This is a genomic window from Pseudovibrio sp. SCP20, assembly GCF_057774105.1.
The window spans coordinates 791,755-815,340 of sequence record NZ_JBYMDH010000001.1 but is presented as its reverse complement, the minus strand read 5'-3'; the positions used below and the strand labels follow the sequence as shown (position 1 = coordinate 815,340).

18 protein-coding genes are annotated in these 23,586 nt (G+C 53.3%); 4 read left to right on the top strand and 14 right to left on the bottom strand.

The window, feature by feature from the left end; genetic code table 11:
* Window positions 1-68 precede the first annotated feature (68 nt).
* On the top strand, window positions 69-659 hold the full coding sequence (locus tag AC3CB2_RS03775; protein ID WP_352930764.1) for an LOG family protein: 591 nt from the start codon (window positions 69-71) through the stop codon (window positions 657-659).
* Window positions 660-711: 52 nt separating this feature from the next.
* Here the strand turns inward: AC3CB2_RS03775 and rarD are convergent, their stop codons facing one another.
* The 3 genes from rarD to cysS form a co-directional block, all read right to left on the bottom strand.
* The gene (gene rarD / locus AC3CB2_RS03770; RefSeq protein ID WP_352930766.1) at window positions 712-1,653 is read right to left on the bottom strand and encodes an EamA family transporter RarD; all 942 of its coding nucleotides are present in this window, start codon (window positions 1,651-1,653) and stop codon (window positions 712-714) included.
* Between the two features lie 124 nt (window positions 1,654-1,777).
* Window positions 1,778-3,382: a citramalate synthase gene (cimA, locus tag AC3CB2_RS03765; protein WP_352930768.1), complete on the bottom strand. Its 1,605-nt coding sequence runs from the start codon at window positions 3,380-3,382 to the stop codon at window positions 1,778-1,780.
* Between the two features lie 212 nt (window positions 3,383-3,594).
* Window positions 3,595-5,046 carry a cysteine--tRNA ligase gene (gene cysS, locus AC3CB2_RS03760; RefSeq protein ID WP_352930770.1) on the bottom strand — a complete coding sequence of 484 codons (1,452 nt, stop codon included), beginning with the start codon at window positions 5,044-5,046 and terminating at the stop codon, window positions 3,595-3,597.
* A 278-nt stretch (window positions 5,047-5,324) separates the two neighbouring features.
* Here cysS and AC3CB2_RS03755 point away from each other — a divergent pair, with 278 nt between their 5' ends.
* On the top strand, window positions 5,325-7,202 hold the full coding sequence (locus tag AC3CB2_RS03755) for a L,D-transpeptidase family protein (RefSeq protein WP_352930771.1): 1,878 nt from the start codon (window positions 5,325-5,327) through the stop codon (window positions 7,200-7,202).
* A 794-nt stretch (window positions 7,203-7,996) separates the two neighbouring features.
* On the opposite strand, the gene AC3CB2_RS03750 is transcribed toward AC3CB2_RS03755, so the two are convergent.
* Both AC3CB2_RS03750 and AC3CB2_RS03745 read right to left on the bottom strand, forming a co-directional pair.
* The gene (locus AC3CB2_RS03750) at window positions 7,997-9,190 is read right to left on the bottom strand and encodes a serine hydrolase domain-containing protein (protein ID WP_352930773.1); all 1,194 of its coding nucleotides are present in this window, start codon (window positions 9,188-9,190) and stop codon (window positions 7,997-7,999) included.
* A gap of 952 nt (window positions 9,191-10,142) precedes the next feature.
* Window positions 10,143-10,610 carry a CreA family protein gene (locus AC3CB2_RS03745; RefSeq protein WP_371256389.1) on the bottom strand — a complete coding sequence of 156 codons (468 nt, stop codon included), beginning with the start codon at window positions 10,608-10,610 and terminating at the stop codon, window positions 10,143-10,145.
* Window positions 10,611-10,872: 262 nt separating this feature from the next.
* Between AC3CB2_RS03745 and AC3CB2_RS03740 the strand changes: the two genes are divergently transcribed.
* Window positions 10,873-11,928 carry a DUF2865 domain-containing protein gene (locus tag AC3CB2_RS03740; protein WP_352930775.1) on the top strand — a complete coding sequence of 352 codons (1,056 nt, stop codon included), beginning with the start codon at window positions 10,873-10,875 and terminating at the stop codon, window positions 11,926-11,928.
* On the opposite strand, the gene gltX is transcribed toward AC3CB2_RS03740, so the two are convergent.
* The 9 genes from gltX to rpiA all read right to left on the bottom strand — a co-directional run bounded on the left by gltX (window position 11,891) and on the right by rpiA (window position 22,471).
* The gene (gltX, locus tag AC3CB2_RS03735) at window positions 11,891-13,255 is read right to left on the bottom strand and encodes a glutamate--tRNA ligase (RefSeq protein WP_352930776.1); all 1,365 of its coding nucleotides are present in this window, start codon (window positions 13,253-13,255) and stop codon (window positions 11,891-11,893) included. The genes AC3CB2_RS03740 and gltX overlap by 38 nt on opposite strands.
* A 111-nt stretch (window positions 13,256-13,366) precedes the next feature.
* Entirely contained in the window at window positions 13,367-14,587 is a 1,221-nt protein-coding gene (locus tag AC3CB2_RS03730; protein WP_014285272.1) for an MFS transporter, read from the bottom strand.
* A 117-nt stretch (window positions 14,588-14,704) separates the two neighbouring features.
* Window positions 14,705-16,372 (bottom strand): NAD+ synthase, encoded by a 1,668-nt coding sequence (locus AC3CB2_RS03725; RefSeq protein WP_352931752.1) that lies wholly within the window; start codon window positions 16,370-16,372, stop codon window positions 14,705-14,707.
* A 154-nt stretch (window positions 16,373-16,526) separates the two neighbouring features.
* Window positions 16,527-17,051: a response regulator gene (locus AC3CB2_RS03720; protein WP_208608700.1), complete on the bottom strand. Its 525-nt coding sequence runs from the start codon at window positions 17,049-17,051 to the stop codon at window positions 16,527-16,529.
* A gap of 165 nt (window positions 17,052-17,216) precedes the next feature.
* Window positions 17,217-18,587, bottom strand: a complete 1,371-nt coding sequence (locus tag AC3CB2_RS03715; RefSeq protein ID WP_008551873.1) for a class II 3-deoxy-7-phosphoheptulonate synthase — start codon at window positions 18,585-18,587, stop codon at window positions 17,217-17,219.
* Between the two features lie 353 nt (window positions 18,588-18,940).
* Window positions 18,941-19,567, bottom strand: a complete 627-nt coding sequence (locus tag AC3CB2_RS03710) for a gamma-glutamylcyclotransferase family protein (protein WP_352930777.1) — start codon at window positions 19,565-19,567, stop codon at window positions 18,941-18,943.
* 99 nt (window positions 19,568-19,666) lie between these two features.
* Window positions 19,667-21,046 (bottom strand): glutathione-disulfide reductase, encoded by a 1,380-nt coding sequence (gene gor, locus AC3CB2_RS03705; RefSeq protein ID WP_352930778.1) that lies wholly within the window; start codon window positions 21,044-21,046, stop codon window positions 19,667-19,669.
* A 165-nt stretch (window positions 21,047-21,211) separates the two neighbouring features.
* A complete protein-coding gene (locus tag AC3CB2_RS03700; protein WP_008551909.1) occupies window positions 21,212-21,727 on the bottom strand; it encodes a DUF2059 domain-containing protein in 516 nt (171 codons plus the stop codon).
* Window positions 21,728-21,781: 54 nt separating this feature from the next.
* Complete coding sequence (gene rpiA, locus AC3CB2_RS03695) at window positions 21,782-22,471, bottom strand: ribose-5-phosphate isomerase RpiA (protein WP_008551913.1); 690 nt, start codon at window positions 22,469-22,471, stop codon at window positions 21,782-21,784.
* Between the two features lie 238 nt (window positions 22,472-22,709).
* Between rpiA and AC3CB2_RS03690 the strand changes: the two genes are divergently transcribed.
* Complete coding sequence (locus AC3CB2_RS03690; RefSeq protein ID WP_041768445.1) at window positions 22,710-23,393, top strand: HAD-IA family hydrolase; 684 nt, start codon at window positions 22,710-22,712, stop codon at window positions 23,391-23,393.
* Window positions 23,394-23,586: the final 193 nt, after the last annotated feature.

Below are 23,586 nucleotides of genomic sequence, written 5' to 3'. Positions count from 1 at the left end.
TGGGTGAATTAACCTCATTTTACGAGCCTTGCTTGACGTTCCCCCTAGCCTAATGCGACAGAATACCTATGAAAACCTTGAAAAGCATCTGCGTATATTGCGGCTCCAACGCGGGGAGCCAGCCGCTGTTTGAACAAGCTGCGATTCAGCTTGGTGAATTGTTAGCCCGTGAAGGGATTCGACTCGTTTACGGTGGCGGATCCATTGGACTTATGGGAGCTGTTGCAAAAACCGTTCTTGAAAACGGTGGTGAAGTGACCGGCGTTATTCCAAAGTTCCTGAAGGAACGGGAAGTGATGCTGGAAGAAGCCCATGAACTGATCGTGACGCAGGACATGCATGAGCGCAAGCGCACCATGTTTGAAAAAGCGGACGCGTTCATCGCTCTTCCGGGCGGGATCGGCACACTTGAGGAACTTGTGGAGATGCTGACCTGGGCTCAGCTTGGCCGTCACGACAAGCCAATGCTGTTGCTCAATTTGGATCAGTTCTGGACGCCATTGGTTGAGCTACTCGACCACATGCGAGGCCTTGGCTTCATTCGTCCGGACAGCGATATCACCTATGAAATCACAGCGGACGTTTCGCAGAGCGTCGACATTCTTTGCAAGGCCATTGAGGGCTGCAAAGTTGAACATCCGGATGTCAAAGACATGTAATGAAAAAGGCCGCTGATTGAGCGGCCTTTCTTAATTCTGCGTGTGATTGCTTTTACGCTATTTTCTCCATACGGCGGCGCGCCATGACGCCATCAATGGAAAAGACCACCAGCGAGAACCAGATCATGCCGAAGGCGAACAGACCTTCCAGTGACAGTTCCTCTCCAAACAACCAGATTGCGCTGAGGAAGTGGATGGAAGGTGCGATGTATTGCAGGAAGCCGATGTAGACCATTGGCAAGCGCCGTGCGGCAAAGGCAAAGACCACCAGCGGCACGGCTGTGATCACCCCTGTAAAGAGCAGCAAGGACAGGAACCATGGATGCTCGGTTGGGATGGTTGGATAGATACCGCCGGACCCCACTGCGGTGAAGTACCAAAGACCGCCCAGCGCAAACGGCATAACCAGCAGAACTTCCACCAACTGACCGGCAACAGCACCTACAGGGGCTTTTTTGCGCACGAAGCCGTAGAGCGCAAAGCTGAGGGCCAGCACCACGGAGACCCACGGCAACTCCCCAACCTCATAGGTTTTGTAGAGCACCGCGAAGATGGTGATGGCTAGAGCCAGCATCTGCGCTTTGGTGAGGCGCTCGGAGAGCAGCACAACGCCCAAGCCCACACTGACGAGTGGGTTGATGAAGTAGCCGAGGCTTGCATCCAGCACCCTGCCCGTTTCAACAGACCAGATAAAGACGGTCCAGTTGATGCTGATGACTGAGGCGGAGACCAACAGATAGCGCAGGCGGGAGAAATCGCAGAAGATGGCGAAGACCTCTTTGCGCAACTTGCTCATGACCAGAAACGCACCAAGAAACAGCACGGAGCCAATCACGCGATAGCAGATCACGATGATCGCTGGCATGTCTGCTGTGAGCTTATAGTACATGGGTGCAAAGCCCCACATAAGATAAGCAGATATCGCTGCAATCAAGCCAGCTTTGAACGCTTCCGGCGTGCTCAGCTGGTCAGCAGCGGATGCTGACTGGCTCATTAAACCCTCATACTACGAAATAAATGGGCGCCAGAGAGCCTGGCGCCGATGAAATAAAGGTAGGAATGGCCGCGCGATCGCGACCACAAATCTTTCAACTCTTCAGAAGCTTCCTCAGCATCTATCAGGCTGTTTCCAGCTCATTCGCCTTGAAAATGCAATAGCGAACGGAATCTACCAGAGCCTGGAAGGAGGCGTCTACGATGTTTTCAGAGACGCCAACCGTGAACCAGCGCTTGCCGGTTTTCTTGTTCTGGCTTTCTATGAGAACGCGGGTGATCGCGCTCGTACCGCCATTCAATATTCGTACCTTATAGTCGATCAGCTCAAGGTCAGCTATCAGGCTTTGGTATTTGCCGAGATCTTTGCGCAGAGACAGATCAAGCGCGTTGACCGGACCATTTCCTTCCGCCACGGACATGAAGGTCTCACCGTCCACTTCCACTTTCACCACCGCTTCAGAAACCGTCACGCGCTCGCCCAGCGCATTGTAGCGGCGCTCTACTCCGGTGCGGAAAGACAGGACGTCGAAGTAATCCGGCACAGAGTGCAGGCGTCTGCGGGCGAGGAGTTCGAAGGAGGCGTCTGCGGCTTCATATGCAAAGCCCTGTGCTTCCAGTTCCTTCACTTCTGCCAGCAGGCGATCGACGCGCGGATCTGCTTTGTTTGCATCCACACCAAGGCGTTTCAGCTCGTTGAGCAGGTTGGATTTTCCTGCCTGATCTGAGACAAGCACACGGCGCTGGTTACCGACCATTTCTGGCGGAATGTGCTCGTAGGTGTCCGGGTTCTTCAGGATAGCTGAAGCGTGAATGCCAGCTTTGGTAGCGAAGGCATTTGCGCCGACATAAGGAGCATGGACATTGGAAGATCGATTCAAGATCTCGTCAAAACTCCTTGATATTGCAGTCAATTCTGTCAGGTCTTCAACCTTGATGCCAAGTTCCACCAGATCGCAATACGGCTTCTTCAGCAGCATGTTCGGGATCAGGGTGATCATGTTGGCATTACCACAGCGCTCACCGATGCCATTAAGCGTGCCCTGTACCTGACGCACACCTGCAACAACGGCTGCCAGCGTATTTGCAACGGCGTGGCCGGTATCGTCATGGGCGTGGATGCCCAGATTGCTGCCCGGCACCACCTGCATCACGGCACTGACAATCTCGGTAACTTCGTGCGGCAGTGTACCGCCGTTGGTGTCGCACAGGACTACCCAGCGCGCACCAGCCTCATAGGCGGTCTTTGCGCAGGCCAGAGCGTAGTCCGGGTTCGCCTTGTAGCCATCAAAGAAGTGCTCGCAGTCGATCATGGCTTCCTTGCCAGCGTCGACGGAGGCTTTGACGGTGTCAGCGATGCTTTCCAGATTTTCTTCATTGGTGCATTTCAGCGCGATATCGACGTGGTAGTCCCAGCTTTTTGCCACATAACAGGTGGCATCGGCTGCGGACTGCAGAACCATCTGCACACCGGGGTCATTGCTGACAGAGCGCCCTGCCCGTTTGGTCATACCAAAGGCGGTGAAGATCGCTTTTTGGGTTCTCTTTTCTGAGAAAAACTTTGTGTCTGTGGGGTTCGCACCCGGATAGCCGCCTTCAATGTAGTCGACACCCAGTCTTTCCAATAAGTCGGTAATGGCAATTTTTTCGTCCACGGAGAAATCAATGCCGGAGGTTTGAGCCCCATCGCGCAATGTCGTGTCGAAAAGATACAGACGCTCTTTCGTCATAGTATGCCTACCCTGCTTATTGTCCTGAGCTTTGCCTCAGGCTCCCCTCATTTGACGGAGGCTTCCCTGTTGCCTCCGTAGGATCTCTCAAGGCACACACAACGCGCGCCTTGAGAAAACTTAGCAAGCCTAACGGGTTATCCCATTCAGAACCATGGAGCAGACTTCAAGTTTCCTTGTGGTATCTGCTTACTCCAAAGTCTGCTTTTCCGTTAAGCGCAGGACCAGGTGGTTTCGATTTCACCTGTTTCCTTGTTTTTCATGTCTTTGAGCACGATACCATCGGCTGCCAGCTCATCGCGGATGCGGTCGCTTTCGGCAAAGTCTTTGGCCTTGCGGGCTTCCAGACGTTTTCCGATCAGCTCTTCCACCTTTGCCTTCAGCTCAGGAGAGACATCCGCTTCAGCTTTTTCTTCGCTCTGTGCTTTGGAAAATGATTCAAGATCAAAACCCAAGAACTTGATAGAATTAGCTAATTTCTGTGCAGCGTCTGCATCGCCACCGCGTGCGTCACGGGCGAGCTTATGAAGAGCAGCGAATGCGCGTGGTGTGTTCAGGTCGTCCTTCAGGCCTTCCAAAACTGCGTCTTCCGGTGCACCATTTTCCTGTGCTGTCACATCATGCTTCTTCAGTAGCTCTGCCCAGCGGGTGAGCTGCTTTTCGCCTTCTGCCAGACTTTTGAACGTGAAGTCGATTGGCTGGCGATACTGGGTCTGAAGCAGTGCGTAGCGGATGGCCTGACCAGACCATTTGCGTCCGCCGCCCTCTTCTGTATCCAGCAGTTGATGCACGGTGAAGAAGTTGCCCAGAGATTTGGACATCTTTTCGCCTTCCACCTGCAGGAAGCCGTTGTGCAGCCACACGTTCGCCATGGCATGGGTATCGTGGGCACATCTGGACTGGGCAATCTCGTTTTCATGGTGTGGGAAGGTCAGATCGACCCCGCCGCCATGAATATCGAAGACCTTGCCCAAGTGCTTTTCAGACATTGCAGAACATTCGATGTGCCAGCCCGGACGGCCCGGTGTTTTGATGCCGCATGGGCTTTCCCAGCCTGGCTCTTCCGCTTTGGATGGCTTCCAGAGCACGAAGTCGGTCGGGTCTTTTTTGTAGGAGGCCACTTCCACACGGGCACCGGCGACCATCTCGTCCAGAGTGCGGTTGGAGAGCTTTCCGTATTCCGGCATGCTTGGCACATGGAAGAGAACGTGTTCGTCCGCGACATAGGCATGGCCTTTGTCGACGAGCGTTTCGATCATCTCTTTCATCTCTTCGATGTGCTCGGTTGCACGCGGTTCGATGTCCGGAGCCTGAGCGCCCAGCGCTTCCATATCCGCATGATACTGACCGGCTGTTTTTTCAGTCAGCTCGCGAATGGAAATACCTTCCCGTGCTGCGCGCTCATTAATTTTGTCGTCCACGTCTGTGATGTTTCGCACATATGTGACATGGTCTTTGCCATAGAGTTGGCGAAGCAGCCTTGCCAGAACGTCAAAAACGACGACGGGGCGCGCATTACCAATATGGGCATAGTCATAAACGGTGGGACCACACACATACATGCGCACGTTAGACGCATCCATTGGCACAAAAGCTTCTTTTGTGCGTGTCAAAGTATTGGTGAGCAGAAGTCCCTTTTCGCCTTGGGCTGTGTCTGCGCTCATAGTGGTTCGTCTCCTGGCCAGCTGGCCGGGCGTTCATCTCACGCAGAAAATAGGCAGGATAGAACGGCCACAGCCAGCGTTGTCGCTAGCTGCAAATAATGATGGTGCAAGAAGAAGTGTGCATCGCCGTTTTCATATGTTGCTTTTCGCTGATTGTGGCTTACAGGTCAAGTCTTAGTCTCACCGGATCACCCACATTTCTAACTAAGTTAAATACAAAATTTCTACCCGAAGATGCAATTCTAAGGGAAAGCCAAGAAAAAACAGGGAAGTTACACGTGTCTCACAAGAGTATCTGTGCCACCATTCTCGCTGCAAGTCTGATTGGAATGATCTCGCCATCAAGTGCGACCAGTAATGCAACTTCCTCCGAGCGACTTATAGATCCGCTGAATTTCAACGAAGATCCGGCGGCGCTGCCTGATCTGCCCGCACCGGAAGATCTGTCCCCGCCTGTGATTGAGCCGCTGGTGATGCCAGAGAGTGAACCGCAGGCTCCTCCTCTGACTGGCCCTGCCGGACAGGTGGCCAAACCAACGGGCTCAGAGCTTTCTGAGTTGGAGCAGACCATTCGGGATTTGATCTTTTCTGAAGCAGACATCCAGAAGGCTGGTTTCAGCCCCAAACAGGTTGACGCTCTGGCGGAGGCTTATGCCTTACGCAAGTTCCGGCCTGTGTGGTTTGAGGATCAGTCATTAACGCCGCTTGCCAACCATCTGGTCACTGAGATTCGTAAGGCGCCCACCCACGGGCTTGATCCGCAAGCCTATGGTGTTCGTCAGCTCGCCTCTATTCTGGCCGTGATGGAAGCGTCCAATGCGACTGCAACTCTTCATGAGATTGCGGTTGTCGAGTTGCAGCTGACCCGTGCGTTTGCCACTTATGGTGCTCACATTGCAGGCGGTGTTGTACGGCCGACCAAGGTGCTAAAGAACGTGTTCATCTCACCTAAGGTACCAAAGCTGAACGACATGCTCACGCAGATGGAAGAAACGCGTTCATTGGCGCAGTTCTTCGACGGGTTGGAGCCGGAAGCCCCTTCCTACGACATTTTGAAGGATCAGCTGGCCCGCTATAACGCGGCGCTGACTTCTGACTATCCCGTTTACATTGAAGATGGCCCAAGCATCCGGCCCGGTGATACGGGAGACCGCGTGGCTCAGCTGGAGAAACGTCTGCAGGCAGAAGGCTATGCGCCTTACTATTCCGGCTATACGGGGACGAGTGAAGCTGAAGTGCCGCCAACCTTTTACAATGATGACATGGTTGCACTGGTCAAGGACTTCCAGAAACGCCATGGCCTGACCGTTGATGGCGTCGTTGGCAAGAAGACACGGGCTGCGCTCAATGCATCTTTGGAGGATCGCCGCAATCAGATTCTCGTCAATCTGGAGCGCATGCGCTGGGATGATCCTCTGCCATCAGGCCGCTATGTGAAGGTGAACGTGGCTGAACAGATGGTGCGGGTGATGGAAGGCACGGATGTGCTATATGAAACCCGCAGTGTGGTGGGCAAGCCGCGCAATGCAACACCACTGTTTTCCGATACCTTTGAGTATGCCGAGATCAACCCAACCTGGGGTGTTCCTTGGTCCATTGCGACCAACGAGTATCTGCCGAAACTCCGCAAGAATGCTTCTGCCCTCTCCGGTACAGGCATCAACGTTTACAAGAACGGCAAACGAGTTGATCCCACCGCGATCAACTGGAGCAATGTGAGCAAGCGCAAGTTTGGGTATCAGCTGCGCCAGAAGGCAGGCCGGAAGAATGCTCTGGGGGCGGTGAAGTACATGTTCCCCAACAAGCACAACATCTATCTACACGACACGCCGTCCAAGCGCCTGTTCAACAAAGATCAACGTGCCTTCAGCCATGGCTGTATTCGCGTACAGGATCCCTTCACCTTCGGCGAGGTGCTGCTTTCCGGCTCCGGCCACAGCCGTGCAAAGATGGAAAAGCTGCGTGCGCGTGGCAAAACCGTTCGCCTGAAGCTGACAGAGACTGTGCCAGTGCACCTGCGCTATTACACTGCCTTTGCCGGTGTAGACGGCGAGCTGCAGTTCCGGGAAGACATCTACAAGCAGGACAAAGCTATTTTAGAAGCGCTTTTGACCTCGCAAGATGCATTCAAAATGAAGATGGCCTCCACCTACTGATCTGATCACACTGCGCAAATTGCCACGCCCCTTCTCAGGGTATGGTTAATAGTGCATATTTGAATTAACTGTGCTAATATATCCGAGATAGAGCTGCGTTTCATAATTCAAACGGGGGTTGATTATGCTGAAGCAGGCTATGGGAGCTATGATTGTGGCTAGTGTGATCTCGAGCCCGATCATTTTCCTTGCGGTTTACCTGTTTATGAACTCTGCATGAGTTCCAGCCCATCTCTTCAGATGGTCCAGACAAAAGTGTGAGTTCCCGAAAATTTAAAGGCGGCGTTCTGCGCTGCCTTTTTCTTTGCCTGAATTTCACTCATCTAAACTGGTTAATTGGGTAAGCTGGCAGCTTTGTGTTTTCGGCGAGGTGATGTTGGGGTGGCTGTGGTGCTTTTGTGAGATCGGCACTGATTGTGCTTCAAGAGTAGTGACCTCTGCTGTTAAACCGGACGGAGCAAAGCTGATACCCGGAGTCAAGCGGAGAAGTTCTAGTGTGTGGCTCTGGGTCCCGCATCGCGCTGCGCTTGTGCGGGATGACGGCGCGGGGGGAGCACCTCTTGCCGTCATGCCGGGCGGAGCAAAGCGGAGATCCGGTATCCAGCGGAGAGGTTCTAGCGTGTGGCTCTGGGTCCCGCATCGCGCTATGCTTATGCGGGATGACGGTGCGGGCGAGCACCTCTTGCCGTCATGCCGGACGGAGCAAAGCGGAGATCCGGTATCCAGTGCAACACCTGCAGAGATTGGTAGATGAGATCCTGGTTCCCACTTTTCAGCAATACGCTTTAGCTGCTTTACTCCCGTGCGGCCACGATCAGCGACATGAGCTGTTTAAACTCACGCTTCGTGGTGAAACGGTGCTCGATGCAATACTCAGTTTCACGGGCAGCACGTTTAAGACATGAGAAAATAAGCTGCTCGATCGCGGCTTCTCCGGTCATATTTTCACTGCTGATCAATGGGATGAACCGCTTTAGGAACTCGGTCGTGTCTGATTGATGGACCACGACCGTGTTCCATTCAGGGATCACCATGAGAGCCTGATTTCCCAGCCCCCATGCCCAGAAAGTCCCCTCAGGCAGACCAGTTTCCTTTGCAGGTATCCACCACAGATAGCCGTGCCCTATCCGCAGTCCGCCATAGCCTGTTTCAGCAAAATCCTCTGTAATGAGACTTGTCCAGTTTTCGACAAGAACGCGCTGACCGTCGACAACTCCATGATTGAGATAGAGGCTCCCAACACGAGCAAGGTCACGCGCAGACATTTTGAACATCGCTGCCTTATGTTGAGACTTTTGAGGATCAGAGAGATACGACACTGCGGAACGATCAAAATCCTGCATTCCAACAGGTTTCGCTATCCCGTCCTCGAAAGCTACCGCAACCTCGGAGCCCGTTGCATTTTCGAAGACAGTCGTCAGGGTGTTGTAATCCCAGTTGTTGTAAGCCCAAATGGTACCAGGCTGGTTCTCTGTCTGCCCCAACCGCTTGTCGATTTCCTCTTCAAGACGCCCCGATGCAGCTGCCGGGTGGTTAATGCCCGAAACACTTTGCAGTAAGTGGCGTACGGTTGTCTCTCGTTGCAAATTCGTCAGCGAGATCGGAGCGTCATCAATACCGAGTTCCATAAGCGTTGCATCTAGGCGCAAATGATTTTCGGGCAAAGCGAGGTGCTGGCCAATAACAGCACTCAAAAGAGATTTTCTGATTGAATGGACATTGTAGGGTTTTGAAAGGTCACCCAATGTCCCAACCCTTTGGCCATCAGTGATGATCATAAAGGTATCGGTGCTCAGGCTGGCAGCATAGTTGAAAACCGCATCCAACCCCTTGGGATCCCACCCCAAACTCTTGATCTCAGATGCATCAAGTCGGATCACGTCCAAATCCCGAGAGGGTTGAGTTTGACGTGCTAGTCCACGTTCTCCGGTCTGGATGAGATAAGTCAGAAGGGATGCTGCTATCGTGACAAAGACCAGTGCACCCAAAAGATACCGGCGTTTCATGCGAAGTAGCCTCATAAAATTTCAGTTTTGAAAATGAAAAAATCCAGGAGAGCCGAGAGCTATAATCCTAAATATGAAGCACACTTATTCAAAATGAAAATTTATTAGTCATCGACACGACGCTCCATCACTCAAGGTTATGCTGGTTGCTGGGCTCAGGTTCCCGCATCGCGCTGTGCTTGTATGAGATGGTGCGTCTTGCCGTCATGCCGGACGGAGCAAAGCGGAGATCCTGTATCCAGTAGATAGGTTCTAGTGTGTGGCTCTGGGTCCCGCATCGCGCTGCACTTGTGCGGGATGATGGCGTGGGGTGGTGCGTCTCGCCGTCATGTCGGACGGAGCAAAGCGGAGATCCGGTATCCAGTGGAGAGGTTAGAGTGTGTGGCTCTGGGTCCCGCATCGCGCTGCGCTTGTGCGGGATGACGGTGTGGGGTGGTGTGGTGTAGTGCCAAGAAACTTATCCCCCTCACCCAGCACCTGTTTTACTCTCAGTTTGTGCCCACGCATTCGGGCAGGAGTGGACCGTCCATTCCGTGGCGTGGGCGGGGTTGGGCTGCCGGCATGAGGTAACGTATCGTGTCGGGAGGTCCGGTGAAGCGCCATACCCTATTGAGACCACAGTGGTAGTAGGGAGCTTGGGGTCGTTCCGGAGGGCGTCCGGTGGTGACAAGAAATTGTCAATGACAGGGAAACCTGTCAGTCGCGTCTGTCTGAGAGGGAGCCCGCGTGTTCATGATAAAAGGCCCGGGCGAGGCGAACAGCCAATGCCGAAGAAACACATTTAACAAGTAGCGCAGGCAGAGCCTGTTCGCCTTGCTCCACCCGTTCACACGGGAACTTCAAACGCAAACACCGCCGGGATAGCCCAGCGGTGCTAAAACTGCTTGTGCAGTTGTTTTTAATAGAAAGTGCGGGCGCTGTTCTGGAACGCGATTTAGTCGTCCAGATAGTCAGCGCATTTTTCCGGCACCTGATCGCCCCACGGCATGATTGGCACGGTAGATGTGGAGTTCTTCGGGCTGCCTTCAACCAGTTTGTCGGAGTACACCAGATAGACCAGTACGTTGCGTTTGGTGTCACAGCCGCGGACGATGCGCATTTTCTTGAAGAACAGTGAGCGGCTTTGACGATAGACTTCATCGCCCTGCTCAAACTTGCTCTTGAACTTGATTGGTCCGACCTGACGACAGGCCAAAGAGACATCAGAGGTTTCCTCTTCCAGTCCGAGCCAGCCTGAGAAGCCGCCCTTTTCCGGCACGGTAAAGTGACAGGCCACGCCCTCCACTTCCGGATCATCCAGCGCGTAGGTGGCCAGTTTGTGGTCCGGGCTCAGAAACTTCCAGACCGTGGATTTTTTGAAGATCAGGTCCGGGTCCTGTGCCTGCGCAGCTGTGCCGAGCATGCTCAGGGTTACACCAAGTGCCACAGTTACGGTGCTCACCATTTTCAGGACTGACTTGCCAAGCGCAGACATCTGCAAAGCTCCCCTCCATCACAAAAGATCAAATCAAATCACTCTCGATATAAGATGTTTTTCGGCAACTACCAGCAAGAGAAGAAGAGATTTTTGCAAAACCATCCGGAATCCGTTGGTTTTGCCCCAATAAGGCCATAGAATAGCTTATCTGTAGAAACCTCTCTGACTAAACGTAAAATTGCGGGCTATGACTATTTCCAGACTCCCCTTCGCTCACTCATGCGCAGTTGCGGCCCTCGCCCTTGGTGCGTCCTTTATCTGGACCCAGAGTGCGAATGCGCGCCCCCAGGTCTGTGACCGATTGGAGACGGAGTTTATCGAGCTCTCAGAACAGGTCGAGGCCAACGGCAGCTCCAACAGCTGGCAGACGGCCTATGAAGAGCAGCAGGTGCACATCCGCAATGTTCAAAGTCAGATGTCCAGTTTTGGATGTAACGGGTCTTTCGGCCCACCGCAGTGTCAGCAGCTGAGCTCTTCCCTGCAGCAAATGAATGAGAACCTGAGCTATCTTGATAGTCAGAGACAGCAGGAACTCTATTCCAGCGCGATGCAGGACCGTCTGAATGAAGTGAAGCAGGCACTTGTTGATCTGAACTGTTCTGATCGCTCTGATCAGCAGATCCAGCCACTGACACCGCCAGTGCAGGCCAACCAGCCTTTGCAGCTGGAGCCGCGCTCTACGGCTGGTTTCTCTTCCGGCGGCCAGCAGTACGCCACCATGTGCGTGCGCAAGTGTGATGGCTATTACTTCCCAATCAATCCGAACTCCAGTGCGGGCGATCTGGCGGAAGATGAAGAGATCTGTCAGGCGCTGTGCCCAAGTCAGGATACGGAGCTTTACGTTTTCCAGGTTCCGCAGGAAACACCAGCGCAGATGCGCTCCCTTTCCGGTGCGTCTTATACCTCACTTGCCAATGCCTATCTGTTCAGACAGCAGAACAATCCGGCCTGTTCGTGTGATGCAGCGGCTGGTCAGCCGAACAACATTGAGCCGACACCAGCGATTCCATCTTTGGAGCAAGCGATTCCGGGCACCGAGCTGGATGATCTGACACCGGGTGCAACTGCGACTTATCCGGCTATTCCGAACCAGAGTGAGCTGCGTCAGACCGTAGATGCAACAGAGGCCCAGAGTGATATCTCCGAGCCTCCGCTTGTTCAGAAGAAATTTGTGCCTCGCGAGGTTGAGCCCCGCGAAGGGCCTATCAGGAAAGTCGGTCCAAAGTTTTTTCCCGACCGATAAGCGGTAGCATGTTCTTCAGGTCTGGTCCGTGGGCCAGACCTGTGATTGCCTTACGCAGCGGCATGAACAGACCTTTGCCTTTACGGCCCGTTTCGCCTTTCACAGCCTTGGTCCACTCACCCCAGGTTTCTTCGCTCCAAGGCTCCCGCGGCAGCAGATCTTTGGCCTGAGTGATGAACTCTTTGTCTTCCTCGGCAATCTCCGGGGTAACTGAGCCGACGACAAGCTCCCACCACTGTTTCGCATCGCTGACGGTGGAGCAGTTTTCCTTCACAGCAGACCAGAACGCTTCATCGCCTTCAACGCCGTCTGCCTTCAGACGATCTGCAACATCAGCGAAGCTCATGTCGTGCACCAGCTTTGCAGTCAGGTGACCAACGTCTTCCGGGTCGAACTTTGCAGCGGACTTGGAAATGCCGGAGAAGTCGAGCATTTCTGCCAGAGCTTCCATGGACTTTGCTGGCTCTACTGCGTGGCTGGTGCCGGTCAGAACTGCAAGAGAGCAGACTGCCATTGGCTCGTAGCCTTCCTCACGCAGTGAGCGGATGGACAGAGCGCCAGAGCGTTTGGAAAGGCCCTCACCTGAAGCGGTGGTCAGCAGGTTGTGGTGACCGAACTCAGGAACTTGTGCCCCCAGTGCCTGGAATATGGCAATCTGGACACCGGTGTTCGCAATGTGGTCCTCACCACGGATGACATGGGTGATGCCCATATCCGCGTCATCCACGATGGATGGCAGGGTATAGAGGTATGTGCCGTCTGCGCGCACCAGTACCGGATCAGACAGGGAGGCAAGATCAACAGTCTGGCGACCACGGATCACATCATCCCAGTGAACTTCTGTTCTGTTGAAGGAGAACGGATCGCCTTCTACGTGGTTTGGCAGTTTGAAGCGCCAGTGTGGTTTACGGCCTTCTGCCTCATACTCAGAGATCTGCTCATCGGTGAGCTTCAGGCCAGCACGGTCGTAGACAGGAGGACGGCCCAGAGCGCGGGCACGGTTGCGGCGGCGTTCCAGCTCTTCCGGTGTCTCGTAACAGGCGTAGAGCAGACCGGCGTCTTTCAGCTTGGCGGCAGCTGCATCATACAATGCAAAGCGCTCGGACTGTTTTTCGACGCGATCAGGGTTGATGCCCAGCCATTTCAGGTCTTCGGCGATGCCGACAGCATACTCTTCCTTAGAGCGCTGCACGTCGGTGTCGTCGTAACGCAGAACGAAGTTACCGCCCTGCTTTTTGGCAAAGAGATAGTTGAAAAGCGCCGGGCGCACATTGCCGATATGGATGTGACCAGTCGGAGATGGCGCGAAGCGAACCGTAACACTCATGGCTGAGCCTTCTCATCAATAAACAAGTTTGACACTCGGGTATCGCGTTGGCCGGTACGGGTCAACCAGCCAATCTTGAATACCTACGGAATATCTCGGGTTTTCCTGTTTTCAGGCTGGAGAGCGCACCAGCATCAGCTGCGGCTTTACAGCAAACAGAACCAGGCCCAGACCGAAGCAGTAGAGGCTGGAGAAGGCAAACTGTGTGTCGAGCTCAACACCATAGTCCAGCAGGACACCCATGAGACCCGGAGCCAGTGCGGAGGCAAAGACCATCATGGCGGAGTAGATGGCACGAATGGACCCAAGGTGGGCTGTGCCATACAGCTCGGCCAGAACAGCGGAGGCAACTGCCCCCCATGACCCGACGGTCATGGCCAGGATGATAAACGCCACGGGGACGAAATACTCTTCGCCTGCAAAAGCAAACACGAGGACACTGACACCGAGCGGCACTACGGAGAGAGGAAGCAGAGAGACAGCAGAGAACCGGTCAATCAGCATGCCGGCCAGCATGGAGAACAAAGCACCAGCAGCAGCATAGAGCGGCAGATAAGACGGCATCACGGTGCGCTCCCATCCCTTGGCTTCCATAAAGTGGACCTGATGGAACATGAGGCCGGTGACGAGGAATGGCACTGCCAGCACGGCGGTCATCACAACCCAGAAACGCCAGTCGGCCATCACCTGTTTTCTGGTCCAGCTGACAGCCGGGCCATTTGATCGGGATGACTCAAGCGGGTTTTCCGGAGTGCGGTCTTTCTTGAGTGTCAGGTATGCCAGAGGGAGGAACACGAGGAGCAGAGTAACACCGGCAGCGGACCAGAGATCGCGCCAAGACATGGAGACCATGAGTGTTACAGCTGCCAGTGGCAGAAGAGCTTCACCGGCCATGTTGCCGAAGGAGGCAAGGCTCAGCGCTTTGCCGCGGGAGCCATGGAACCAGCGCGACATGGCCGTCTGTGAGGTATGGGGCAGCATGCCCTGCCCGAACAAGCGCAAGCCATAGAGACAAATACCCAGTAATATTATGGAGTTATGCCAGCTCATTAAGAAACTGAATCCGGCAAGGATCACAATTGCTGCACAGCCCACGACCACTGGACGGTAATAGTCGACGATTTTGCCGAGATAGATAAGGGTTGCCGCGCTTGCCAGCGTGGCGAACATGTAGATAGAGCCGAAATCTCCGTGAGACAGGCTGTAGGTCTCGCGGATCTGAGAGGAAAATTGCGCAATAAAGAACGTCTGGCCGAAGCTGGAGCCAAAGCCGAGCAGAAATCCGCCCGCGACCCAGCGCAGGTTGCGCTGGAGAAATTCAAACAAAGTCATAGACTTAACCTAAGAAGTGTAGAAAGTGATTCAGGCAAAGCCGGATGCCTGCCTGAACACGGGAGATCAAGCCTAGTGCGCGAGATCTTAAACTAAGATCTGAAGTCCCGTTTGTTTCTAGTTTCGATCCCGGAAACGGTTGGTGATTGGGTAGCGGCGATCGCGTCCGAAGTTCTTTAGTGTGATTTTGACGCCCGGAGCTGCCTGACGACGCTTGTACTCAGCGATGTAAAGAAGGTGTTCGACTCGATGGATGGTCTCAACAGAGTGACCGCGCTTTTCGATCTCGTCAAGGCTCAACTCTTGTTCCACGAGACAGTGCAGGATGTCGTCCAATACATCATACTCTGGCAGGCTGTCTTGATCCGTCTGGTTTTCACGCAGTTCAGCAGTTGGCGCTTTGACGATGATGTTGTTCGGGATCACCTCACCTGCCGGGCCCATAACACCTGCCGGGTGGTGTTTGTTACGCCAGTCAGACAAGCGGTAGACCTCGGTCTTGTACAGATCCTTGATCGGGTTAAAGCCGCCGTTCATGTCGCCGTAAAGGGTTGCATAGCCGACAGACATTTCTGACTTGTTGCCCGTGGTGACAACCATAGCGCCAAACTTGTTGGAGACCGCCATGAGGATGACACCGCGAGAACGGGACTGGAGGTTTTCCTCTGTGATACCGCTCTCAGTGCCGGCAAATACGCCTGACAATGTCTTCTGGAAGCCTTCTACAGGCTCTGCGATTGGAATGGTGTCGTACTTCACGCCGAGCGCATCAGCACACGCCTTAGCGTCCTTGATGCTTTCCTCGGAGGTGTAGCGGTATGGTAGCATAATGCAGTGAACACGATCAGCACCCAGCGCATCCACCGCCATGGCTGCACAGATGGCACTGTCAATACCACCGGAAAGACCAAGCACAACACCCGGGAAGCCGTTCTTGTTGACATAGTCTTTGAGACCCAGCACGCAGGCGAGCCAGTCAGCTTCCTGAGTATCTGGCATCGGAACGACGCGCGCAGGCTCGATCAGCCAGTTCTCGTCAGCATCTTTTTTGAAGTTGAGGTAGCCAGTTTCTTCGGCGAACTGACCCAGCTGCATGGCCAGCGATCGATCATGATTAAGTGCAAAGGAGGCACCATCAAAGACAAGCTCGTCCTGCCCTCCGACCTGGTTGCAGTAGACAAATGGCAGGCCTGTCTCAACCACACGGGAGATCATGAGCTGCATGCGCTCTTCGGTCTTTTCCCGGTTGTAAGGCGAGGCATTTGGAACAAGGAGGATTTCAGCGCCAGTTTCTTCCAGACATTCGCAAACCTCATCGGTCCATGTGTCTTCACAGATAGGGACGCCCAGACGAACACCACGGAAGCTGATTGGGCCCGGGTTTGGTCCGGCATCAAAGACACGCTTTTCATCGAACACGCCATAGTTTGGCAGATCGACCTTGTAGCGCAGGCCTTCTACCTTGCCGTTATCCAACAAGGCCACAGCGTTATAGAGCTTCTCTCCGTCAGCCCATGGCAGACCTACGAGAAGGCCCGGACCACCATCTGCGGTTTCTTTTGCCAAAGCTTCCAGCTCGCGCTTACAAGCTGCGACGAAGGAAGGCTTAAGCACCAGATCTTCCAGCGGATATCCGGCAAGAAAGAGTTCGGAATACAAGACCAGATCAGCGCCCTGCTCGGCTGCCAGCTTTCTGTGATGCCGCACTTTTTCAGCATTACCGGAAATATCACCTACACACGGATTGGCCTGCACGACGGCCAGACGGAACTGGTCTTTAATCATCATATGAACTTCAAAGGCTATAATGGGTTAACGGGATTGCCCTGATTGCTTCGAGCTTTCGTAGCTTTGCATCTCATGTACAGCGTTTTTATAGCTTAGAAAAGTCGATCCATCACATAGTTGATGGTTGGAGGAAAGGATTCACAGTCTCTGATTAGTCAGAGGACTTCTTCTTTAAGGTGCCGGAGTCTTTTGCTTTTGCCATCACGTCCAGATGCTGCTGCAGGCGTGTGCCCATGGGCAATTGCGCCATGTCTCTGGCCTGAACGCACTCATCCCCCTGCATGACAATCGCCTTCAGGCGGTCATACAGAATGGCTGGGGCGATTGGTTTGGCAAGAAAGTAATTTACGCCCGCATTGCGCGCGGCAACGACCACGGAGCGCCGGGAATCTGCGGTGATAACGATCACCGGTGTTTTGGCGATTTCAGAATCCTGATCCTGCCGCAGGATACGGAGGAAGTCATTGCCATCGATGGGATGCATGATCCAGTCGCACAAAACGATGTCTGGTCGGCGATCAAGCAGAATTGCGATCGCGTCTGCCCCGTCTCCTGCCTCATAAATCGAGCGGACACCAAAGCCGGAGACCATGGTGCGCAAGATGGAACGCATGTAGTTGTTGTCATCTACAATGAGGATTGAATAGCCAGACAACAAAGAATCGCTCTGAAGCAACAAACTCTCCCTGAGGGCGAAAAAACCCAGAAATAAACCGAGCTGTTAAAGGCAGGAAGCACATAATTCCAATTTTCTATGTGCATCGCATATGAGTATTTATCAAAAAAAGAGGGGCTGCACAATGTGCAACCCCTGATCATCAATTGAATACTCTAGATAGAGTTAAGTGTTCACTGCAACGCGAGATTCAGATTCTTTTCTGAGGTTCTCAGCGATTGTAAACGCCAGTTCCAGAGCCTGATCTGCATTGAGACGCGGATCACAATGTGTGTGGTAACGATCACCGAGCTGTTCTGCAGACAGTGCACGTGCACCACCGGTACATTCAGTCACGTTGCGACCAGTCATCTCAACATGAACACCACCAGCGTGGGTGCCTTCAGCGCGGTGAACCGCGAAGAATGCTTCCACTTCACGCAGGATACGCTCGAATGGACGGGTCTTGTAGCCGTTTGCGGTGATGGTGTTGCCGTGCATCGGGTCACAGGACCAGACGACTTTCTTACCTTCACGCTCAACAGCGCGAACCATTGCTGGCAGATGTTCGAATACCTTGTCATGACCGAAGCGGGTGATCAGTGTCAGACGACCAGCTTCGTTTTCAGGGTTCAGAACATCGATCAGCTTGATCAGATCTTCAGGATCAAGAGATGGACCACATTTCAGGCCAATCGGGTTCTTGATGCCACGGAAGAACTCAACGTGTGCATGATCCAGCTGACGGGTACGGTCACCGATCCAAAGCATATGGCCGGAAGTTGCGTAGCATTCGCCAGTGGTGGAATCGATACGGGTCAGAGCTTCTTCATAGCCCAGAAGCAGCGCTTCGTGGCTGGTGAAGAACTCGGTGGAACGCAGCTGAGGTGTGTTGTCCGGATCAATGCCGCAAGCGCGCATGAAGGACAGCGCATCAGAGATACGGTCTGCCATTTCCTGATAGCGGTGTGCCTGCGGGCTGTCTTTTACGAAGCCGAGCATCCACTGGTGCACGTGGTCAAGGTTTGCAAAACCACCCTGTGCGAATGCACGCAGCAGGTTCAGGGTCGCAGCAGACTGACGGTATGCCTTCACCTGACGCTCAGGATCCGGGATACGAGACTCTTCGTTGAACTCGATACCGTTGATGATGTCACCACGGTAGCTTGGCAGCTCGATGCCATCTTTCTTCTCAATGTTGGAAGAACGTGGCTTTGCGAACTGACCTGCAATACGGCCTACTTTCACAACCGGCTGCTGAGCACCATAGGTAAGGGCCACAGCCATCTGCAGGAATGCTCTAAAAAAGTCGCGGATGTGATCAGCGTGGTGCTCCGCAAAGCTTTCCGCACAATCACCACCTTGCAAGAGGAATCCACGCCCCTCGGCAACATCAGCGAGCTGCGCTTTCAACTTGCGCGCCTCACCTGCAAACACGAGCGGCGGATAAGATGCGAGGCGACTTTCAACGTCTGCCAATGCTTCCTTATCTGGATAGTCCGGCACCTGCACGATCGGTTTTGATCGCCAGGAATCCGGTGTCCATTTCTCCGCCATTTTAAAACTCCATCAATACGGAATGCTGCCAGCGCGCCCAATGCACTTGTCTTTGGCAGCTATAATTCTTTCGAGCAGTTCTCATTTTCTGACAAAAGCCCAGAAAGGCTTATACACGCCGCCCGTTTGTCTGACTAGGGGTACGTATACGTTGTTTTATCGCTGTAGGTTGAGGATACCTCAAAAAATTCAGCTCTCACGAGAATCCATCAAACCAATCTCCTTTAGAGCTATTATGTTCCAAAGAATCGAAACTTGGTAGAGAATTATTTCAAAGCATCCTTTTGGATCGCGGATGAACACTTGTGTAAAGATACATGAAGCGTTCACACTGCTGATCCTCAAGGCATATTTCAGCGATTTAAATATTGAGCATTCACAGATTTGAGCAGATCGTCAATGGTCGCGGCCAACTCTTTTGAGAGCACGATTGCCCGTGGATAGTACGGATCTTCGCGGTCCTTCAGGATCGGCACGCGGTCCCACCCATCGGTGGTCTCCACAAAGTGCTCCAGGCCCTCCTGCCCCCACAGGCGGTAGAAACCAGCCATGACGCAGTCTGCATAACTCTGCAGGATTGGGTGCTCATCATTGCCCCAGTGGGCGTACTGGTCCTGAACCTGATAGAGGAACGTGTCCACAGGCATTTGTCTGCCACAGTCTGGCACGAAGCTTCCTTCAGTCAGAGACTTGCGGGAATAGTGCCATTCGCGTTTGTCTAGTGCCGGCAGGTTGGCTTTGGTATCAAGAACCATCGCGCCACGGATGACTGAACCTTCTTCACGGCGAACACCAAGTGCACAGACGCCGACACCGGACATGCGGCCATTGCCTTCTTTGCCTTTTGAGCAGCCGCGCCATTCCCGTTTCCATCCACTCAGCTGCCCGGCAATCACGGTTGTGCCGGTTGGCAGGGTTTCTTCGTTTACAAGTGAGCCATAACCAAAATAGCAAATCTGGTCCTGTGTGAGGTCAGTCACGGGTATTCCTATCAAAACTTGAGAGATGCCCTGCTCTTGTCGCAAGGCAAAGAAGAACCGCTAGCAAGGACTAGCGGTTCTTTGAAAGTCGACTAAAGTTTAATTCTTGCGGATACGCTCAGTTGGTTCGCGCATTGTCACCAGTTCTTCCGCGGCAGTTGGGTGAACCGCAATGGTGCGATCATAATCTGCCTTGGTAGCACCCATGGTCAGCGTGACGCCGATGATCTGGATCAGTTCACCAGAATCTGGGCCCATGATGTGAATGCCGAGGATCTTATCGGTGTCTGCATCCACCAGCATCTTGAGGAACATCTTGCCTGGCTTGCCGGAAAGTGTGTTCTTCATCGGACGGAAGGAGGAAGTGTAGATATCAATATTGTCAAAGCGCGCTTCGGCTTCTTCCTGCGTCAGGCCGGCAGTGCCGATTTCTGGCTGGGAGAAGACAGCGGTTGGGATCATGGAGTGATCCACGTGCCATTCTTTGTCACCATAAGTGCTGTCAGCGAACGCATGACCTTCGCGGATCGCAACTGGGGTCAGGTTGGCGCGGTTGGTTACGTCACCGACCGCAAAGATGCTTGGAACGGAGCTCTGGCTCTGCGGGGTAACAACAACTGCCCCTGCCTTATCTAGCTCAACACCAGCTTCTTCGAGGCCGAGGCCTGCTGTGTTTGGACGACGACCGATTGCATAAAGCACCTGATCTGCCTCGATCACTTCACCAGCATGAGTGGTCACTGTCAGACCGCCCTCATGCTTCTCAATAGAAGCGATGGTGGACTTGGTTTTGACTGTGATGCCTTTTTCTTCCATCTGCTCATGCAGACCGGTGCGCAGATCCATATCAAAACCGCGCAGGATCTCTTCGCCACGGTAAACCAGCGTGGTTTCAGAGCCCATTCCGTTGAAGATGCCAGCGAACTCGACCGCGATGTAGCCGCCACCAACAACAATGGTGCGTTTCGGGAACTCGGAGAGATGGAATGCTTCGTTGGACGTGATTGTGTGCTCACAGCCAACAAGGCCAGCATCCACGTTTGGCGTTGCACCAACAGCAACGAGAATGCGTTCAGCTGTGATAACCTGATCGGTGGAGAGCAAGCGAACGGTGTTCGGGCCTTCGATCACAGCACGGCTGTCGTGTAGTTCAACACCGGACTTGTCCAGGTTGCGGCGGTAGATGCCTTCGAGGCGGGTGATTTCCTTGTCTTTGTTTTCAACCAGCTTATCAAAGTAGAAGGTCGGCGTGCCGTTCAGGCTCCAGCCATACCCGTCAGCGTTGGCGAATTCTTCCGTGAACTTGGAGGCATATACAAAGAGTTTTTTTGGAACGCAGCCGCGGATTACGCAGGTACCGCCGTAGCGAAATTCTTCAGCAATACCAACACGGGCGCCATGGGTTGCTGCGATACGTGCTGCGCGCACACCGCCGGAACCAGCCCCAATAACAAAGAGATCGTAGTCGAAATTAGTCATTACAGCCCACTTTCGTTAGCAATAGAACCTTATGCAACGACGTTTCGTTTCGCTCTAAGGTCTTGTCTTATAAAAACGTAGGCTCAGACTTGGGCCAGATACGCCCAAATTTCAAGGGGCGTATCTGATCTAACTGTTCATTTTGGATGGCGATTTCGTGATCGCTTATTGAGCAGCCATCGCAGCAAGTTTCTGACGTGCGATCGCAACCATGTCGGTACTGATTGCGTCGCCCCACTGCTTTGCTGCACCGATGGTCAGCGCGGACAGTGTGCCGGACAGGTCAGCAAGACGCTTGCCAGTGTCAGAGTTGTAGAAAGTTGCGATTTCGTTGAGCTGCTCTTCGGTGAAGCGGCGTGCCCACACTTCGTAGATCACGCGGTCCAGTTCCTGACGGCGTGGGATAAGCTCAACAGCAGCTTCGTTGACAGCAATGTCGATCTCAGCGCTCATTGCCGGATTGGAGCGGATGAACAGGGTGCGCGTGCGCTCAGCAACATCTGGAAGGATGTTGTCAAAGTTCTCGATGGATTTTGTTGCACGAACGGCTGCTTTTGCAGCTTCGATGTGGCTTTCAGAAATGGAATTGTCCTGAGCCATTACCGGGCTGGAAATCAGCACACCAGCAACAACCAGTGATGCGACACCTGCAATTGCTGCAGACTTGAACTTAGCGAGCATAAAATGGCTCCCCTATATTTTAATCAGCTGTCCTTAAATGACTGTCAGGATAGCTTAAGGTTCCAAGACACGAATTTCATCAGTACCGGCGACATAAGCCCGTACCGCCATATCAATAAACAACCCGTGTTCAACGACACCTGGAATAACTTCCAGGCGTTTTGCCAGTGACTTCGGATCGCTGATTGCCTTCAGGTGGCAATCGAGAATGTAGTTGCCGTTATCGGTTACAAGTGGCTTATCACCTGCCATACGCAGGATCATCTCGCCTTGCAGCCCCTCAGCGTCCAAGCTGTTTTGCATCATCTGCCGGGTAGCCTCAAGCCCGAATGGGATAACCTCCACGGGAAGCGGGAACTTTCCGAGGGTATCAACAATTTTGCTCTCATCTGCGATGACAAGCATACGGCCAGATGCTGCCGCGATGATTTTTTCGCGGAGCAGCGCCGCACCGCCACCTTTGATGAGGTTCAGCTGCGGATCGATCTCGTCCGCACCGTCAATTACAAGATCCAGCACCGGCGTTTCATCCAGTGTGGTCAGTGGAACTCCCAGTTCATCACAAAGCGCCTGAGAGTAAGAGGAGGCTGGAACGCCGATGATCTCGAAACCATCCTTGACCATATCTGCCAGAAGGCGGATCATTTCGTTGACTGTTGATCCAGAACCTATCCCCAGCTTCATGCCGGGCTTAACTTCCTTGAGTGCTGCAGCTGCGGCCTGCGCCTTCAAACTCATTGCCATCTGACTATTTTCTCTTCCCCGGACCCTAAGCTTCTTAGGAAACATTCACAATTCAGAACAATTTTGCCTAGTTATACCGCTTGGGTCTACTCTGACATAACTCCTGCTGATTACCATGAGGTGCCAGCCCCGCCAAGCAGCAATCCACCCAACACACTATAGGTTTTCCTCGCAAATTGACTTCACGGCGAATTTCGTTAGGGTGGCGCGGATTTTCTCAACAGAAACGAGCTTAAGTATGACAACACCAGTTCTGGTTTTCGACCTAGACGGTACTCTCCTGGAGACCATGGGAGACCTTACAGCGTCGATGAATCATGTTTTGGTAGAAGCCGGATTTGAAGCCATTGAACCTGAACGGGTTAGAAAAATGGTGGGTGCTGGTGTGAAAGTGCTGATGACCCGTGGGCTTGAGGCAAACAAGATTGAAGTGACAGACGAAGTTCTGGAACCGCTGCTTGCCAAGTTTATTCGTTACTACGAAACCCACATTGCCGATCACACTCACGCTTTTCCTCAGGCGCTGGAAACAATTGCGCGCTTGAGAGAAGCAGGCTGGAAAACCGCTATCTGCACAAACAAGCTGGAAAAACTGGCCAAGCCTCTGGTTCGGGCCATGGAAATGGAACATCTGTTTGACTCGGTAGTCGGTGGTGACACCTTCTCCAAGAACAAGCCGGATGCGATGCCAGTGTTTGGCGCGATCGACATTGCGGGCGGTTCCCGTGCCGGTTCCATTTTCGTAGGTGACTCCAAAGCTGACATTTCTGCTGCGCGCAACGCTGGCCTGCCAGTGATTGCAGTTGATTTCGGGTACACCGATATTCCGGTTCGCGAACTTGGCCCGGATGTGGTGATTTCTCATTACAATCAGCTGGAAGCAGCTGTTAAAGAGCTGAGTGAAGAGAACGCTCCTTCCTAACTCTTTGATACAGATAAAGATTAATCTGCCGCCTGTGCTTTTGCATTGGGCGGCAGTTTTGTTTGCAGCCGCAAATCCGTCGTATTTCCCCCACGTAAATCCCATCATAAAATCACCGCTTGGTGCGAATTTTCGCTCAATGCAGTCACATTCCCCTGCGAAACATCCAGCATCGGAAAGCTCTGTTTTCCAC